General features: G+C 27.9%; 14 protein-coding genes. 3 read left to right on the top strand and 11 right to left on the bottom strand.

Going from position 1 to position 17,597, the window contains the following annotated elements; genetic code table 11:
* Positions 1 to 16: 16 nt before the first annotated feature.
* Together NQ558_RS04560 and NQ558_RS04555 are read right to left on the bottom strand one after the other, a co-directional pair.
* On the bottom strand, positions 17 to 1,960 hold the full coding sequence (locus NQ558_RS04560; RefSeq protein ID WP_005363115.1) for an Ig-like domain-containing protein: 1,944 nt from the start codon (positions 1,958 to 1,960) through the stop codon (positions 17 to 19).
* Positions 1,961 to 1,979: 19 nt separating this feature from the next.
* Positions 1,980 to 3,302, bottom strand: a complete 1,323-nt coding sequence (locus NQ558_RS04555) for a hypothetical protein (RefSeq protein ID WP_040447169.1) — start codon at positions 3,300 to 3,302, stop codon at positions 1,980 to 1,982.
* A gap of 97 nt (positions 3,303 to 3,399) precedes the next feature.
* Here NQ558_RS04555 and NQ558_RS04550 point away from each other — a divergent pair, with 97 nt between their 5' ends.
* Complete coding sequence (locus NQ558_RS04550) at positions 3,400 to 3,594, top strand: hypothetical protein (protein WP_207634889.1); 195 nt, start codon at positions 3,400 to 3,402, stop codon at positions 3,592 to 3,594.
* A gap of 994 nt (positions 3,595 to 4,588) precedes the next feature.
* Here NQ558_RS04550 and NQ558_RS04545 read toward each other — a convergent pair.
* From NQ558_RS04545 to NQ558_RS04505, 9 genes are all read right to left on the bottom strand, one after another.
* Complete coding sequence (locus NQ558_RS04545) at positions 4,589 to 6,643, bottom strand: hypothetical protein (protein WP_005363124.1); 2,055 nt, start codon at positions 6,641 to 6,643, stop codon at positions 4,589 to 4,591.
* A 15-nt stretch (positions 6,644 to 6,658) separates the two neighbouring features.
* Complete coding sequence (locus NQ558_RS04540; RefSeq protein WP_005363125.1) at positions 6,659 to 8,446, bottom strand: S8 family serine peptidase; 1,788 nt, start codon at positions 8,444 to 8,446, stop codon at positions 6,659 to 6,661.
* Positions 8,421 to 10,247, bottom strand: a complete 1,827-nt coding sequence (locus tag NQ558_RS04535) for an ABC transporter ATP-binding protein (protein ID WP_040447171.1) — start codon at positions 10,245 to 10,247, stop codon at positions 8,421 to 8,423. Before NQ558_RS04535 ends, NQ558_RS04540 begins: the two co-directional genes overlap by 26 nt.
* Before the next feature lie 476 nt (positions 10,248 to 10,723).
* The gene (locus tag NQ558_RS04530) at positions 10,724 to 10,999 is read right to left on the bottom strand and encodes a phosphopantetheine-binding protein (protein ID WP_005363127.1); all 276 of its coding nucleotides are present in this window, start codon (positions 10,997 to 10,999) and stop codon (positions 10,724 to 10,726) included.
* Complete coding sequence (locus NQ558_RS04525; protein WP_005363128.1) at positions 10,996 to 12,342, bottom strand: radical SAM protein; 1,347 nt, start codon at positions 12,340 to 12,342, stop codon at positions 10,996 to 10,998. The genes NQ558_RS04530 and NQ558_RS04525 overlap by 4 nt, the downstream gene beginning before the upstream one ends.
* 1,214 nt (positions 12,343 to 13,556) lie before the next feature.
* On the bottom strand, positions 13,557 to 14,630 hold the full coding sequence (locus NQ558_RS04520; protein ID WP_005363129.1) for a sensor histidine kinase: 1,074 nt from the start codon (positions 14,628 to 14,630) through the stop codon (positions 13,557 to 13,559).
* Between the two features lie 188 nt (positions 14,631 to 14,818).
* Positions 14,819 to 15,526 (bottom strand): LytR/AlgR family response regulator transcription factor, encoded by a 708-nt coding sequence (locus tag NQ558_RS04515; protein WP_005363131.1) that lies wholly within the window; start codon positions 15,524 to 15,526, stop codon positions 14,819 to 14,821.
* Positions 15,527 to 15,629: 103 nt separating this feature from the next.
* Positions 15,630 to 16,334 (bottom strand): LytR/AlgR family response regulator transcription factor, encoded by a 705-nt coding sequence (locus NQ558_RS04510; protein WP_040447246.1) that lies wholly within the window; start codon positions 16,332 to 16,334, stop codon positions 15,630 to 15,632.
* 16 nt (positions 16,335 to 16,350) lie between these two features.
* Positions 16,351 to 16,581, bottom strand: coding sequence for a helix-turn-helix domain-containing protein (locus tag NQ558_RS04505; protein ID WP_005363135.1), 231 nt, complete (start codon positions 16,579 to 16,581; stop codon positions 16,351 to 16,353).
* 197 nt (positions 16,582 to 16,778) lie between these two features.
* Here NQ558_RS04505 and NQ558_RS04500 point away from each other — a divergent pair, with 197 nt between their 5' ends.
* Both NQ558_RS04500 and NQ558_RS04495 read left to right on the top strand, forming a co-directional pair.
* Positions 16,779 to 16,946 carry a cyclic lactone autoinducer peptide gene (locus NQ558_RS04500; protein ID WP_005363136.1) on the top strand — a complete coding sequence of 56 codons (168 nt, stop codon included), beginning with the start codon at positions 16,779 to 16,781 and terminating at the stop codon, positions 16,944 to 16,946.
* Positions 16,947 to 16,948: 2 nt separating this feature from the next.
* A complete protein-coding gene (locus NQ558_RS04495) occupies positions 16,949 to 17,539 on the top strand; it encodes an accessory gene regulator B family protein (protein WP_005363138.1) in 591 nt (196 codons plus the stop codon).
* The last annotated feature ends 58 nt before the right edge of the window (positions 17,540 to 17,597 follow it).

The raw sequence follows: 17,597 nt of genomic DNA, 5'->3' as shown, positions 1-17,597 counted from the left end.
TCTCCTTTCATTATTCTTACTTTGTTTTTATTTTTATCTTTTTTTCAGGAAACTCATTCTTTTTTCCTGTTTTGTAAAATGCTCTCAGGTAATATGTGTATTCCTTGTTCTTTTTCACGTTTTTATCCTTATAGCTTAACGTTTTTTCATTAAATGTCTTTATCTTTTTTCTTTTTCCTTTTCCTTCTTTTCTTTGCAGCTCATATTCTGTCTTTTGATGTTTTCCTCCATAATCATATGACATTTTGTTCCAGTTAAGCTGTATGTATTTTATTTTTTTCTTTTTGTTCCTGACAATTTTTGTGTTAAGTGTGGGTTCCCCTGTTGTTATGCTTCCAGATTCAACCGCCTTGCTTATTCTCTTTGTCACCAGCCTTCCGTTTTCATACGTTATGTACTTGTAATATCCCAATACCTTGTAACTGTATTTCTCTCCCGGTTTTGCTCCCATGTCAAAGACGTGCCTTTGATTCTTTGAGTCATTATTGTATATGTAGTAGATGTCCTTCCAGCCACCTTTCCTTCCCTTTCTGAACACTATGTATTCCGATGCCCCCTTACATTTTGAAAATGTGACGTGATTTCCGTCCAGGTCAGTCTTTAATGATGATATCTTAAACGTTCCCTGTGGATCAAGTTTTTCAATTATTTTATCTGATAGAACCTGTACTGTGCATTCGTTTGTTGTTATGCCACTTTTTGTTTCTGCCCATATTATATCTTCATCCAACCTAGACACTGAAACAATACCTTCTACATCAACTTTCGCATTTCCCATCTTTGAATAAAATCTTACACTTTTGTCCGTTGCTATTTCCGGATATATTTTCACCATTATTTTCTTTTTTTGATTTATGTTAAGTATTAAGTTTGACTCACTTAATTCTATTCTTTCCACCGGAATGTACACGTCTGACTTGGAAATGAATGCCCTGTTGTCCCCTTCTCCAAAATGGTTGTCCTGCATTTCCACATAGTAAAAATTTCCGCATTTTCCAATCACCTTAAGCTTTTCATTCTTCCCTGCATTGTCTTTTCTTATTCTGCATGATGTGTCTGCACCCTCATACAGCCTTGCGTGTTCCATGGTTGTTCCATTAACCGGATTAATTGGTGAATACACTGACACCCTGCATTCTGCTGTTTTACCGTCTGTTGTTGCGTTTGATGAAACCACGGCAAATCCCTCTCCTGTTGATTTTATCATTCCGTTTTGATCCACCATTGCAATGTTTCCGTTTGTGGTTTTGTATACGTATGTCCTGTCTGATGCAAGCTCCGGCAACAGTTCCGTTTGTATATGCTCACTTTCATTTTTTTTCATAACAATGTTGTCTTTGCTTACTTTTATTGATGTGACCGGAATGTGTACATCGGATTTTGCAACATATGCCTCTCTCTGTTTTCTTTCATCATCAAACTTATAATCATCCGGCATGGTTATGTAATAATAGTCTCCACATGAACCTTTTATTACGAAACTCTGTCCAATTCTTACTTTTTCAGTTCTTACCCATGAATCGCTGTCTGCACCACGATATAATTTTGTGGCTTTTTTTATTTTTCCTGACACATCGTTTATCGGTGTATATATTGATATGATGCAGTCATAACTTAGTCTTCCGTATTTTGTTGTGTCCACCGACAGATTAAGCCTTGTTGAACCTTCAGCCTTTCCCTGAACGGTTGCTCCGCTTTCATCCCCGGTAACTTCCGCTGTTGCAGTATTATTTGTTGTCCACAGTGCATTGCCGTATGCAGTCCCTTCCGGAGTTATCCTTATTGAAAAGTTTGGATTTGAATCTCCAACTGCAATGCTTCTGTGTTCTATTCTTTCATTATGGGTATTGCTCCATATCTGTACCTTTCCTTCTTCGGCTGCAATTGCCTTCTCCGGCGAATGCATCATTGTTGTCACAAGCAACAGCATTAACACCATCATTAAAATTTTCTTCTTCATTTCCACTCTCTTCCCTCTTCTATTTTTTTATTTTCATTGTGCACAGGTATGCCTGTTTGGTTTTTAATGTTACCTTTTTGTCGTTATTTATCCCATCCTTTTTGTCTGTTAATGGCATTGCCATTAGACAGTAATAGGTATCTCCCTTAATTTTTCCGAAACCTTCCATTTCCCATCTCTTGTTACTTAATGATGTCTCTTTTTCCTGTCCCGGCATTCTAATTCCCGGATCCCTTATTACAATGTTTTTTTTATGTTTATTGTTTTTATATATCTGTATGCAGTTATTGTTTCCCTTGTTTTTTTCATAAAACTGATTGACGAATATGTAATTTCCACTGCTTTCCATGCACTGTGTAATGGAATACTTCTGTTTGTTTATTTTTGAGGCTTTTATGTCAAACAGTCTCTTTTTTCTCACATACCGATATTTAATTCCTGTGTTGTCTTTCTTCACGCATTTATAAACATCCACATATCTCTTCACGCTTTTTCCCTTTTCACGGATGCCCACTGCCAGTTCATTGTCTCTGTTCTTGTACTTTGCCACTCCAAACACTGATTTCTTCTTTGAATCCGCATCATTTCCTATGTTGGTCGCCATTCCCTTAACGGTATCACTTATGTCGATGTAACCCAGTGTAAATCTTTTTTTACCTTTTTTTCCCTTAACTTCATACCATGTTGTCTGAAGTTTTTTATTGCAGTAAGTCATGTCATTTGCATGTCCCATATAATTAATGGAATCATCCATGTTTTCAAATCCTTTTATTACGGCAACCTGTGCCACCTTGTAATCCTTGCCTTCCAGTTTAAGCTTTACGATCGCTGTGAGATTAAGTTCTTCAATTCCCGTGCTTTTCTTTATGTCATTTACTTTTCCGCTTCTTCCCTTGTCACTGAATGCTATGTATATGTCATTTCCCTTACAGCAGCTTCCCTGCATTGAATAAAATTTAAGTTCCTTAAGGGTTTTGTATTCCTTCTCAACCTTTTTGTTCCTTATTGTGTTTAATGGAATCTTTATCATGTAAAGGTTTGAGCCTGAATTGCACTTAACATATTCCTTTGCATGTATCCCTTTTTTTATTCCTTCCACAATGTGTTCACTGCTATGCTGATTACACGTTTCAATTCCACAGGATATTGGTTCATTTTCTGTTCTTCTTACTGTATTCCCATTTTTGTCTTCATATTTGTATTCCACATTTTGATAAATTCTCCTTATCCTCTTGGGTGTTACAACCTTTGTCTTTGCATTAACTGTTTCCGAGCCAATACAAAAAAATAACCCCATTATGAATAATGAGATTATGCATAAACGTTTCTTATTTTGTTCCATAGTGTCCCCTTCTTTCTTTAAGTGCTTCATTTTCCCTTTCAATTATGGATTTTTATCTAATCCATCCTTAATTTGATGTTATTATATTTGTCTTATTTTGTCAAATTTATTTTTTATTGGTAAAATTTACGCCTTGGGTAAGCCATCAAAACTAAAAAAATGCGGTATGCTTCTGAGTATCCGCATCGATGGCATCTATGCAGGTATTACAGAAATCCATAAAACGACAGCAAGAATTATGGGGGTAGAAGATATTGGAGTCATCACTTCTGTTGGCGATCGCTATAAATAGTTTCTCGGCAAAATCAAGAAAGAAAACTCAATAATAACTTCCACTTTTGGAACAAGAAATAAGTAGTTAGTAGATAGAGAATTGGTAAGACAATACAGCGATAACGATATAGACGCTGTGATGCAGATATGGCTTGATACGAATATTCAAGCACATCATTTCATACCGTCCGATTACTGGCGTGCTAACTGCAACATGGTAAGAGAAATGCTTCCTCACGCAGAAACATATGTACATGAGGATGACTATACAAAGCAGATTGCTTGTATAAGTGTGTCTTGGGGTCACATCACTCAGTTGTATCAGCTTTTTCATTGTTATAATTTTCTTTTTCATATAAAATCAAGTTTTTCGATAATAATTCATTAATTAGATAATATTAGTATTTAACGATATTTGCCATAATGGTGACTTCCTTCTTAATAGATTTACACAATGACTGCGCATAATTCTATTATTAAACAAGTGGCTCATTGTAACTGGAATGATGGCTTATGACAAAATAGAATCGTGACTCGCTCATGCTGGACAGGTGATTTATTCGAAAGCAGACTATTCACTCTGCTATTAAAAGCATTATACCCCATTACTACGACTTCTCTATATTTCCATTTTTTACTATAAACGGTCTCTTTTCTAATATAGAAAATTGTTAATCCCTATTCTTCATTATGCAACTTTCCAGCAAAATATGATAGATTGAAACTAATTATATCAGGATACTTTGAGCCACCTACCTGCATTTTGCTCAATACGGCTCTTTGCTTATGTCTCCTACACACATAACTTTTTGACAATGTAACAATTAAATGATTTCAGTATTATTGTCTTATAATATATTCCATCAATGGCTACTTATGTAAAGAACTTGCAACATAAAACTGATGCTTTAAACAACAAAAATAGTTGCGCCACTTTCACTGAAAAGTAGTTTTTACCACAATAATTACAGCGGGTACAGCACATTTGTCTAAATATTTTGTGTACCCTTAAATTAACAATAAAATATCGTTTTATTGCTTAAAATTTGTTTTTCTAGAACAACTTTTAAATTATTTACTGTTAAAAAAATATTAAGTTTATACAATTTATTATATTTAAATATTTCAATAGAAAAAATGGTTGTAAACCTATTTAATGCCTCTCTATATAACTTATATTCTTCTAAAAAAGACATACTATCATATATCTCATTATTTATTTTTACAGTTACAGTATGAATAGATGTATTAAAATTAATAACAATCCTATCACTTTTCTTAATGTTCTTCCTTTGAATAATTGAATTAAGAATTACTTTAAACTGTTCCATTATTAATCCCTCATTTAAATGCCTGCCTAGGTTTGAATAAATCAACTGATTATTTTTCTCATAATCAGTTCTAATTATTTGTAATAATTCGTTTTTACTATTGTAAATATATTCTTGATTTTCACTCCAATTATTATCTATCCAAATATTATCGGGCATATTAAAATCAGAAGTTTTGTATATTAAAGCTCTCTTTTTTCTTCCTTTTTTTAATTCATACATAATTAATTTTTTATATTCTTCTGCATATATGTATTGAATTTCTTTATCTTTATTATGTATGTCAAATAATACTTGATGTATCGTTTTAGATTCTTTATTTACTTTATATCTTATAATATGATTACCTTCATACTCATAGATTAGATAAATGTTCTTCATAAATTTATTCTTGTACTCAATCATTTTTATCCTTTTTTGAGCATCAAAAAAATAAACTTTTTCCGAAACTTGATTATTACACTCTTTATCTGAAATTATTTTCCCATTTTTTTCAAATCCATTTTCTTCGATATCAAATTGAAAAACATTTTTCCAAAAATCATTTGTATAAATCGCTATACATTCATTTTTTATATTGTATATCATATTTTCTAATTTGTTAGGTTTATTTAAACAATCATCAAACTTTACTTTTACTTTTCTAAAAAAACTAATATTTATTTCATCTCCAATTACTTTTCTACACTCATGCATTATCACTCTATCTTTTTTTAATTTATCCCAATTTTTCCACAATATATCTTTCTCAACTTCAGATAATTCGATATCTAAACATTCTAATAACTCTTCAAACAACAACGTGGTTTCTCTTAAAATATCATCTGTTAATCTATATATATATTTCTTGTTTGTATATTTCTTCTTATAATTTATTTTCATACACAAAATAAGTAAATTAAATACTTTACTTTCTAGTTTAACGCATATATCCATTATGTAATCATATTTTTTTGTTAAACTATTATTATTCCAGAAAATTACTCTTTCTTTCATAATTCTAGCAAAAATCAGAATAATTTGTATTGATCTCAAATCAATAAATTCCCTCTTCTCAAAACATATTTTTATTTTCAAAAAAATGTTTTTTAATGCTTCAAATCCATATAGAGTATTTTCATAAGTATATAAATTCAAAAAATTAGTCACTGAATTTCCACTGCAATGTATAAAATCAATAATTTGTTTTTTTAATAAATCATTATTTTTCTCCAGCTTAGTATTTGTAATTTCTATCCCATATATTTTATTATTCCCCCGGAAAAAAGCCTCTGCTATATCCATATATTTCCCCGAAAACAAACCATATTTACTTTTCAAAAAATCGGCACATAAAAATTCTTCCTCAGTATCACCAAATATCATTACCGTATGACTATTATGTTCTCTTATACTTTCATTAGACCACCATTCATCAAAATAAAAGGTATCTAAATCTGTTAATATATACCCATTTTTTAAAAGTTTTTTAAGAAATGTTATAACTTCTCTCTTACTGTTGAAATTTTTTTTATCAAATTCAATAAATTTCAAAGGAAGTATAGAATTGTCAATAAGATAATCTCCTTGTTTAAAATCACACCAATAATTATCGTCGTCGATTTTCTTATAAGACCATAATAATAAATAATTATTATATATCCAATTTTTTTCAATGCCTAAAGCTGTTAAAATTCCTAAAATTCCTGTCATATCTGGATATGTCTGAAATTTTGGTATAGAAAATTTATGTATCATTTTATTCCTCTTTCATTATTTTGGTGTAGTAAAATACGTTAATACATCATCAAATAAACACCCTAATTTCTTCTCAGAATTCATTAAGTAACATTTTTTTCCTATTTTCATAGACATCTCTTCAATGAATTCTTCGCTATTCTCTCTTTCCTTATTTTTAAATTTCTCTCTAGTTTTATCTATAGGATATACCGATATAGCAACTACAATTGTGTTAAACAAATTTTCTATGGTTAATATTGTTCTTTTTATATACTCTATCGGATCATACCTATTCACACACAATACTACCGCATCCGGTTTTACAGCCATTAAATATTCTAGTGAATGCAAAGGTATATTCTTTAAAGAATTATAACTATATGGTATCGTACTTGATTGTGTACCTGTTATAATAATATCATTATTCTTTTGAGATACTTCAAATATAACTTTATTTGCTTCAGAAATAAAATCATATCCTCCCACCTCAACTCTTGAATCATACCCGATTGTAAAGTCTGCATCTAATCCTAATAATAATGATGTTGGCTCTGTTCCAATTTGTCCAACACTAATATTTTGTTCTTCAAATTTTTTTCTCAACATATATTGAAGTGTAAACTTTCCTTGTACTGAGCTTGTTCCACATACTGCTAGTACGGGTTTGGGTATATAATGCAATTTACTTAATGTACTTCTCCCTTTTCGCTTTGTCACAAATGGATAATATACATGATTTCCATTTTTTTTAATTCTATCTATTAGACTACTATATTCTTTCAAATCATCAAAAGCGAACACATTTTTTTTATATTTGATAGCATTATTCAAAATATTATCTATATAATCCCTATTTGTTATATTTGATAACTCATTACAATGTCCCAAAATTACAGTATCAAATTTTCCTGTCCAATCTATTTTATCTATATCCATTATTATATGATTAGATTTTGGCACAAATCGTGATGTATTTGAACCAACTTTACCTGAATATTTTATATCATAAAAATTCATAGTATATTTCAAATCTTCTTCAAATCTTATTAATGTATGCATTTCTTTATTTACAGGAAATACAATAGCCTCTTCAATTTTAAAATACTCCAATTTTGATTCATATTTTTCATCTTTAAAATCAACAACTTTTGTTGCTATATGTTCAAGCCTTTCTCTTATTTTTTCTTTATCAGTTGTTTTTAATTCTTTTGCTAACATTTTAACAAATTTTGGAGTTGCAAAACTTGTTCCATGAACCATAATTTTTTTATCTAACCATACTACTCTATGCATTGAATCTTTTAATAATATGTCAACAACACTATTTTTTAAATAGTAAAACTCTCTTTTTTTATGTATTTCATTTGATATGTCTACACCTATGACGGTATCTAATGCTGCTGGATATGATATTGTATCAAAATTATCAAAAGCAGAAACCATAATTATCCCTTTTTCAAAGTATAATTTATTACAAATATTATTTATTTCAGCTATAGAATCAAATTCGGTAAACCCTACGCTCATATTAATTATGTCGCACTTCACATTTTCATAGACATACTCCAATGCTCGCACTAATAAATTAATATCACCTTCCATTTCTTCATCAAAAATCTTAATAACGAATAATTCATTATCTAAATCTTCATTTAATATTGCTGCAACTGCCGTTCCATGACCTATTTGATCTTTAATGTTCTCATCTATATTTATTTTACCAGCCTTGTCTTCATAAATATGTATACCCGAAATCTTTCTTCCTTCAAATTCTCTATTTGTTAAGTCTATTCCACTATCTATTATTACAATTTTTGCCATTTCCTTCTTCCCCGATATAATATTGTGCTTGCAAATTAAATAATTCCGCATATAATCCGTTTCTATCGATTAAATCTTTATGTTTACCTTCTTCAACAATCAATCCATTTTTTAAGACAATTATCCTATCAGCTAATAAACTAGCTGACAATCTATGAGATATATATATTGCAGTTTTCCCTTGAACCATATTATTAAAATCATTAAATATTTCATGTTCAGCTCTCGGATCTAATGCTGCTGTAGGCTCATCCAACACAAATATCCCAGCATTTTTATATATTGCTCTTGCAATAGCAATTTTTTGATTTTGTCCACCAGATAATTCAACACCATTCTCATCAAATATTCTATACAAATATGTGTCTAACCCATTTTCTAAGCTTTCAATTCTGTCTTTAATATTTAACTTTTCTAAAATATTCATAATATGTTTATTGTCATTTTCGCTTTCATTTCTATCCTTATTAAACATTTGTATATTATCTTTAATAGTAAAGGCATATAATTTATAATCCTGAAAAACTGTAGAGAACAAGTCTAAATAATTTTCGTATTTAATATCCTTTATATTAATATTATTTATATAAATATTCCCCTCCGTTGGATCATATAATCTCAATAACAGTTTAACAAAGGTAGTCTTTCCAGAACCATTCTCCCCTACAATAGAAATCTTTTCTCCATTTCTAATTTTTAAATTCAAATTTTTTAATGCATATACTTCACTCTCAGGATATTTAAAACTTACATTTTTAAATACAATTTCAAACTTTGAAGCTTCAATCTTTCTATTACCACTCTTTTTAAATTTTGACTTTATTTGAATAAATTCGAAATAATCTTTCAAATGCATTGAATTTTTTTCTATGTCCGTAAAAGAATCCAACATATCATTCATACATGAGCTAAATGTTCTAACCGCAACAGCAACAGCTGAAAATTCAGCAACAGATATCTCTTTTTTTATCAAAACGCTATAGCCTAAAATAATATAAATGGCAATTTCTAAAATATGATTTCCGATGTTTATATACATTTCGCTATCAATTCTAGTTTTAATCATTTTGTTTGCTATATTAACCAAACGATGTTTTAAATTATTGTATTCATTTAACATTGCATTTTCTGTATGGTATAATCTCACTTCCTTAGCAATAGAAAAGTCTGCCGCAATATTATCAAAATACTCAATTTGTCTTCCTATTGGTACTATTTCTTTATCTACATTATATTGTTTTGCTTTTACATTTTTCAAGATATAATAATTCACAAGAATAATCCCACAAGAAATAACTAACAAATAGATATTTGAATACGCGACGATTCCTATTATTCCACTTATTATTACAACAGATGAAATAATAACTTTGAATTCTCTTGTTAAATTTTGTAGCGATCCATTTTCAAATGCTAAAGTCGCGGTTTTCATTTTTTCTTGCGTTTGCTTTTTCTGTAGTTCTTCATAATCCATAAAAAGACAAGTTTTTAATATTTCTTTATACAATATTTGTCCAATTACATTTGCTTTAAGTTCATTTTTTCCTTGAAAAAAAGTACTCATTATATTTAATAAAAGTAAAATTAATAATAATGTCACTATGTTACATATATATGCATCATACTTTGAATAATCCGTCAGCATCTTTATTGATTGTCTTGTCAGCTCTAATTGAATAAATGGAATAATCGCCAAAAATCCAATCTGTATAATTAACGTCCATAAAAAACCCTTATCTGTACGATGTAAAATTTTCACGAGTAAAAATAAATATCCAATTTTCTTTTTCAATTTGTCCATGCTAATTTTCACCTCCATAAATTGATGATCTCAGTAAAAAAATACTTGCCTTTTAAATAGCGATAAAACCATCTTACCATTTATTATTTTAATAATAACCTTTATAGTGACAGCACACGATAATTTTCTTTTCACTATTATCCACCTAAATATTGTATTATCAAATTGACCGCAAATTATTTTTAGTAAATAGACATTTTAAAAATATAATAATTAATTATAAAGATCTTTTATTTTAATTAAAATCATTTTTATCGCAATATATTGAATATAAAAGTAGCATATACTTTGTAGTATATATTTTATTAAAATAATCTTAAACAAAGGCTGCCATTTGACAGCCTTTTACTTAATATTATTTCAAGATTTAGCAATTGCATCTATAGATATTAATGATCACTTTTTCTTGAGCATATAAATTTAAGTTCTTAGAACTTTTATTCTTATATAACTTCATTCCTTTTCACTCCCCTTTCCTATAATTTGCTATTCAAGCCATCTTTCTTTTGTTCCTCTTTACAGGAAATAATTATATTTAAAAAGCCATTTAATGACTTTATAGCCTCTAAACTCATACATTCATCTGGTATATCAATCTCAAATTCTTCCTCTACATTCATCATAAACTCCATAAATTCCATTGAATCTTCTATGTATTCAGTTAAATCTATATCATCACAATTTTTCTCATCAATATTAATTTCTATGCCTATATCTTCTAGTATCATTTTTATCTTTAATATTTCATTCATAACTTAAATCCTCTTAATTCTTTAACTCCTTCCAAATTTGCCACTTTAACAAAAAGCTCTTCTGGGATATTCTCTAAAATAGTACTTATATGCTTTTCAACATTTTTACAAGTTAACTTATTATCAAATTTATTGCACAAAATTTGATTACACATTCCATAAAAAACACACTCAGTACAATTCTTAAATTTGTCCATATTAACTTTCATTTTTTTATAATCAATGTTTTCATTAACATTTCCTATTCTATTTTTAAGAAGAACTGTACATTTATATATGTCTCCATTAGGTTCAACCGAAAAATTATCATTAATAAAATACTGACAATTTGATCGTATCTCTAACTCCTCAAGTTGATTATAATAATTATTTTTATCATATCCCTTTTTAAAAAGCTCATTATTCACATTCTTTTCAAGCTGTGAAAATTTTTCTTTTGAAATTATATCATTTTTAATAGATTTTACTTTTTCCCCTCCCCAATCATTCACTATCATCGGTAAAAAATTAAATCTATTGTCCTCCAGAAAATTCTTGCAGTACTCCTCTATTACTGATTTATAATCATTCCAACTGTCACTTGTAAAATTACATCTATACAAAATTCTTAACATTGGTGATTTTATTTTTTTACTTATCTCTTTCAAGTTTATTAAAATTTTATCATAAGTTTCTCCTCCATTACTTAATGGTCTTAATGTATTGTGAGTTTTCTTTGTTCCATCAATCGTAATTTGAAAACTGTAAACTTTCAATTTCATTAACAACTTTAATGTATTAATATCCAATAAATATCCATTTGTTGTCATTGTAGAAAAATATAATTTTTTATTTTCTCTGCAATATTTTATAAGTTCTCTTGATAAAGCCTCTAAAATATTTTTCTCTATCAATGGTTCACCGCCAAACCAATTAACCTTCAATGTTTTTTTATTTCTCATCAAGATTTTAATTAACTTAACTAAATTTTCTATTGTTTTAATATTCATTGTGCAATTATCTTTTTTCTCATAACAATATGTGCAATTGAAATTGCACTTTTTTGTCAATGATATCGTTATCTCCAACATATTATTGCTAAAATATTCTTCTTTTTTCTTGTTTACAAGTGTTAATTCATCAATATTTTTTTCTACTAATAACCCTTTTTCAATTAATATTTCAACATATTTATTATCACCAATAGCCATTCTCTCACAATCTGGTTTAATAATTTTTTTCAGTTCTTCCGATGAAATCTTCAGTATACTATTCATTCCTATATATGAGTTATAAACTATTAGTTCCCCATTATTTTCAACTACAAAATTATAGTTTGATAATTTGTATGTAGTAGATGCCATTCTTCTTATTCCTCTTATATATATTGTATTTTTTATACCTATTAAATATCATAATTTGTCTTCCATTTTGACATTTCGTCTCATGTTTGAATGTAAATTTCTATTTTTTCAATTCAAATAACTGTCATTTATTATACACATATTTTTTCTATTTCTTTTCATATGTCATGATTTGTCGTTTATCTGTAATAAAAGGCACAATATATATTTTTTAATCAAGACACATCTTAATATTATAAGATTTCTGACATATATGTGAATAAGCCAAAATAAGTTATAAGATTTTAGACTTCAAATAAAAGATTTTATGATTCCATCTATTATTTGACTAATATGCTAAAAATAGTTTGAATAATATATTAGTTAAAATGTTTCGTATACTAACTCATAACAAGACATTTAACAAACCATCGGTGCAACAACACGATGACACTTTCCATATCAAAATAAAAAATATGCACTACCTATTCTTAAATAACTTTTCCCTTTTTTGCTTTTCTAAAATTTTTTTCAAATATCTATATCTTGATTTATTCCAACCATAATTAATAGATACAATAATTGATTTTGTTTTCTCCTAATTGATATAAAATACTTAAATTTAATCATGTGAATTTATTTGATACTTTCTATCTAACTTTATTTATTAATATTAACCAACTATATTTAGGTGGTAACTAAATTTTTTAGAATGGTGATTTTTTTAGGGTTCAGTTTAAGAGTTTTATCCTATTATCGAGTTAGAGGAGCAAAACTCAAAACTTGTTACAAAACTAAAAAATTATACGAACACTCCTTTTAGAACAATAACTACTGATTTTTTCAAGGACATGAGTGGTTCTAATTTTACAAACATAATCTATTTTGTTGCCGAAGAATACTATTACAATGAATACGATGATGAATTTTTCAATCTTTGATGCACTTACCTTTTTGTATGTCTTAATATCACTTATTTTTGTTTGTACAACTCCAAAAAACTTTTCTAGAAAAAAAAATTATCAAAACTAATAATACTAGAAGAATATCTGGAGTTACCAAACTCATTAATTAGCCCTCACAAAATACCCTCCAAAAAATCGGCATCTCTCAACAATTTCGCTTTTCAATATAATTTTCTATATGCTAATATTCAAAAAAGAGCACATATTTCTACATACTCTTCCTAAAAACAACCTCTACTCATTAAAAATGTGTAATCTATATACTTTATTTTAAAAACTCATTCCGTATAAGTTCACGACAACCTCAAATTCTTCTCCTTTATCGACAAATTCTACATAACCATCATACTTCTTTGTAATAGCCTTTATACTTGATATTCCTATTCCATGATTATGAGCATCACTTTTACTGCTTTTACTGATATTTGTTAGCTCCTTTCCTTTACTATTGCATACTTCAATAAACAATGTATTCTTATTATGAAGCATGTCTATTTTAATCCATCTCTCTTTCTTTTTTATCTTTTCACACGCTTCTATTGCATTATCTAATATATTTCCTAACAAAATTCCAGCGTCTTTATAGTCTATATGAATAGCTTTTGACACTTTAATATTTACATCTGTCTTTATCTCTAATTTTTTTGCCTGACTAATCTTGTGATTTATTATTGTATTGATAACCACATTAGATGTATATATTTTTTTGTCGCTTTCATCCAATTCCTTAATAATTTTATAAATTTCTTCTGAAATCTCATTCTGCTTTTTTGCTTTTCCACATATTGCTAATAACATATTTTTTAAATCATGTTTGATTTTGCGTACTTCTCTGCTACTCTTTTCTAGTTCCTGATAATATTGTTCTTTTGCTTCTGCTTCTAGTAATAACATTTCTTTTTCATAATTATCTGATAATGTATCTATTACTTTAAAAAACATTTTAAACATCAAAATATTACTAGTAATTGTCATAATAATTATTACCATACACATCATATTAACTAGATTATTTTTACTATTTTGAATAATATTAATTGCAATACAACATATAATAATACTTGAAATCGGGATAATCACCAGAAATTTACCTATTTTGAAAGATAATTTTGGAAGCTTTATTTTTTTGATACTGCAAAAAACGCAAACAATCAAATAGCGAATAAATTCACAGATGAATGAACTGCCATAATATTGAACTGGATATGGTAATATACTTCCTGAAACATTTAAAATAATGAATCCTATTAGTTCAGCCACAATTCCAAACCCAATATACAGAATAGGCAAAACAATATGATAAGATATTCCATATGAAAAGGATAAACTGTATAAATAAATCATTAATATGCATAAAATAAGATTTATATACTGATTCTGCAACTGATTAATTACACTTACTAATACAATACAACTGAAAAAAATACTAATGCAATATTTCTTTTTCAAATTTCTTTTTTTGCCAAAGCAATTGAAATATTTAAAAATGATTAAATAATCAATTAAATTTATTATAATATCGTAAATCACGCTTATACTTGCCCCCTTAAATAATCTAAGTGTTTTTTCTTAAGTTCTTTTTTATAATCTCTACTTACATATAGCATTTTTCCACCTTGTATGATTACATTTTCACCTATAAATCCTTCAATCTTTGAAATATTTACAATCAAAGATCTATTCAATAGCCCAAACATTTCAGCATCTAATTGTGACACTATTTCTTCCAATGTCATATTAGACTGATATTTTTTGTCATCCGTCGTATATATCCATACTTTTCTACCTGCTTTCTCTAAATAGTTAATATTTGAAAAAGCAATACTATAACTATTTTTTCTATAAGAAAACACAAATCTTTTTTGTGCCATACCCAGATACTTTTTTGCTTTTTCCAACATATTTTTCATTTTTTCAAAAGTCAACGGTTTTTCAATAAAGTCAAATGTTATTGCATCAAACACTTCAAATACATATTTAGAATGACTTGTCATAAAAACAATTAACGTATCCATATCTTTCTCACGAAGATTTTTTGCAAAATCTATTCCAGACACTTCTTTCATCTCAATATCTAATATAAACAAATCAAATTTTGCATCGTTTTTAGTTATATACCATTTTAACTCCTCTGCACTAAAAAATACTTCGTATTCCAATGACTTATCATTAATGTTTTCAATATATTGTTCTATTTGCTCAATTACATTTGTGTCATCATCACATATTGCAATTTTCATCCTCTGTCTCTCCTTTAGATTTAATGACTTTGTAATTATAACACACTTACCTATCTAAATCAGCCTAATAAATGTACTCTTTTATACTTATCTTGCAGATTTATTATATCATTTTTCTAAAATAATTTAGATGCTTTTCTTTTATGTCCATTTTACAATCTCGTGCTATATATAGAATTTCCCCATTTAGCAAATGAATTTCTTCTCTTATAATTTCATCAATCATTGCCAAATTAACGATACATCCTCGATTTATTTTTGCAAATCTATTTGTCGTAAGTCGTTCTATAATTTGTTCCATAGTCATATTGCATTTATACACATACCCAGAATTTGTATAAATATATGCTTTACGTTTTCTCTTTTCTATGTAAATAATATTATGATAAGGAATAGCATACTGATTTTTGTTATGCATAAAGACAAAATTAGTTTTAGAAGTAAAAATATAGTCAGATACTTTACATATAGTTTTTTTGAATTTTTCATACGTCAATGGCTTTAAAATAAAATTAAAGGTATTGACATCAAACACATCTATAACATATTTAGAATAACTGGTTATAAATACAATCACTGCATATTGATTTGCCTGTCTTATTTTTTTAGCCAATTCTATTCCTGATTTGTCTGCAATTTCTATATCTAGAAAGTATACATCAAAATCTAATTCAAACATGTGACCGTAAAATTCTTCTGTTGAAAAGTACACCTCATATACTATAGATAATTCTTTTAATTGTTCTATATATGACTCTATTTGTTCTACAACAATTTTATCATCATCACAAACTGCCAAACGTAACATTTTTCTCCCCTTCATATTAATCATCTTCACAATCTTCAAAATACTCTGACTGAAAAAACTCATACATCGTTATTCCTAAACCACTACATATTTTATTAATGGTAGCAACAGTTGTATTAGTACCAGACAATATGTTCATGAGTGTAGATTTTGGAATAGCCGCACGAGATGCTAATGCATAATAAGTAATATTTTGTTCCTTACACAAATCTGATATTCTCTTACAGATTGCTTCATTTGAAGTCATAGCACTCCTCCCATATATAGTCCTGCTACAATTTTACTCGTTTGTTTTCAAAACTAGGTCTATATATAGTGCTACTTTCGACAATATTTTATATATTTTTTGTGAAAATATTACATATAAAATACCTTTTATTACAATTTCGTTTTTTTTGCATCATTTGTGATAATATTTATCAAAATAAAAAAGGAGGTTTATTTATGAAGGCAATTCTTAAAAAATTCATTTCAAATGCAAATATAAAAATGCTTTCTTCATTTGCCACATTTGCATTAGTCATTACTACTGTCGCATCCAATCAAAGATGTTGGTATGTATTACACGAAGAAAAATTACCTGAAAATGCTAAAAAATTAAGGAAATTTTAGTTATGGTAATTACAGATTATTTAGTTGACAAAATGATAGAGAAAAAAATTATTAGCGAAAATAAGGAATTTTACATTTATGGTTTAAATAATGGTTTTATGATAATCGCAAATTTTTTAACAGCATTATTTCTTTCATATATAGTCAAAAAAACAGATATATTGCTATTTTTTCTAATATCTTTCATACCGTTACGTTCATATTGTGGTGGATTCCATTGTAAATCGCGTTTTCTTTGCTATGTGATTTCTAACATAATTATTGTTATTTTGCTGGTTAGTCAACCATTTTTTTATAAAAATATTGTTATTTTAATAATAATATCTTTTGCAAATTTTATTTACTTGTTTTTTACTCAAACAGAAGGAAATCAGACTCGTTGTTTGGAGAATTTCGAAATTATTCAATACACAAAAATTAAACGTGTAGCCTTACTGGTGATCCTTTTTATTGGAATCGTTTTATTTTTTACAAAATATTTTCTATATTCTACTACGCTTTTTACATCTATTGATTTGGCAGCCATTCTAGTTATTTTAGAAAAAACACTTAAAATAAAAGTTGAGTTAACACATAATATCAAAGGCACTTAACAATCTGTACAAAATTGTAATCTGGTAGTATTTTACTTATTTTATCTGTAGATACTAC

Origin of the sequence: Eubacterium ventriosum, from assembly GCF_025150745.1 — a bacterium.
Classification (GTDB): domain Bacteria; phylum Bacillota; class Clostridia; order Lachnospirales; family Lachnospiraceae; genus Eubacterium_G; species Eubacterium_G ventriosum.
The sequence above is the reverse complement of the archived record's forward strand: the minus strand, read 5'-3'. Positions and strand labels throughout refer to the sequence as shown.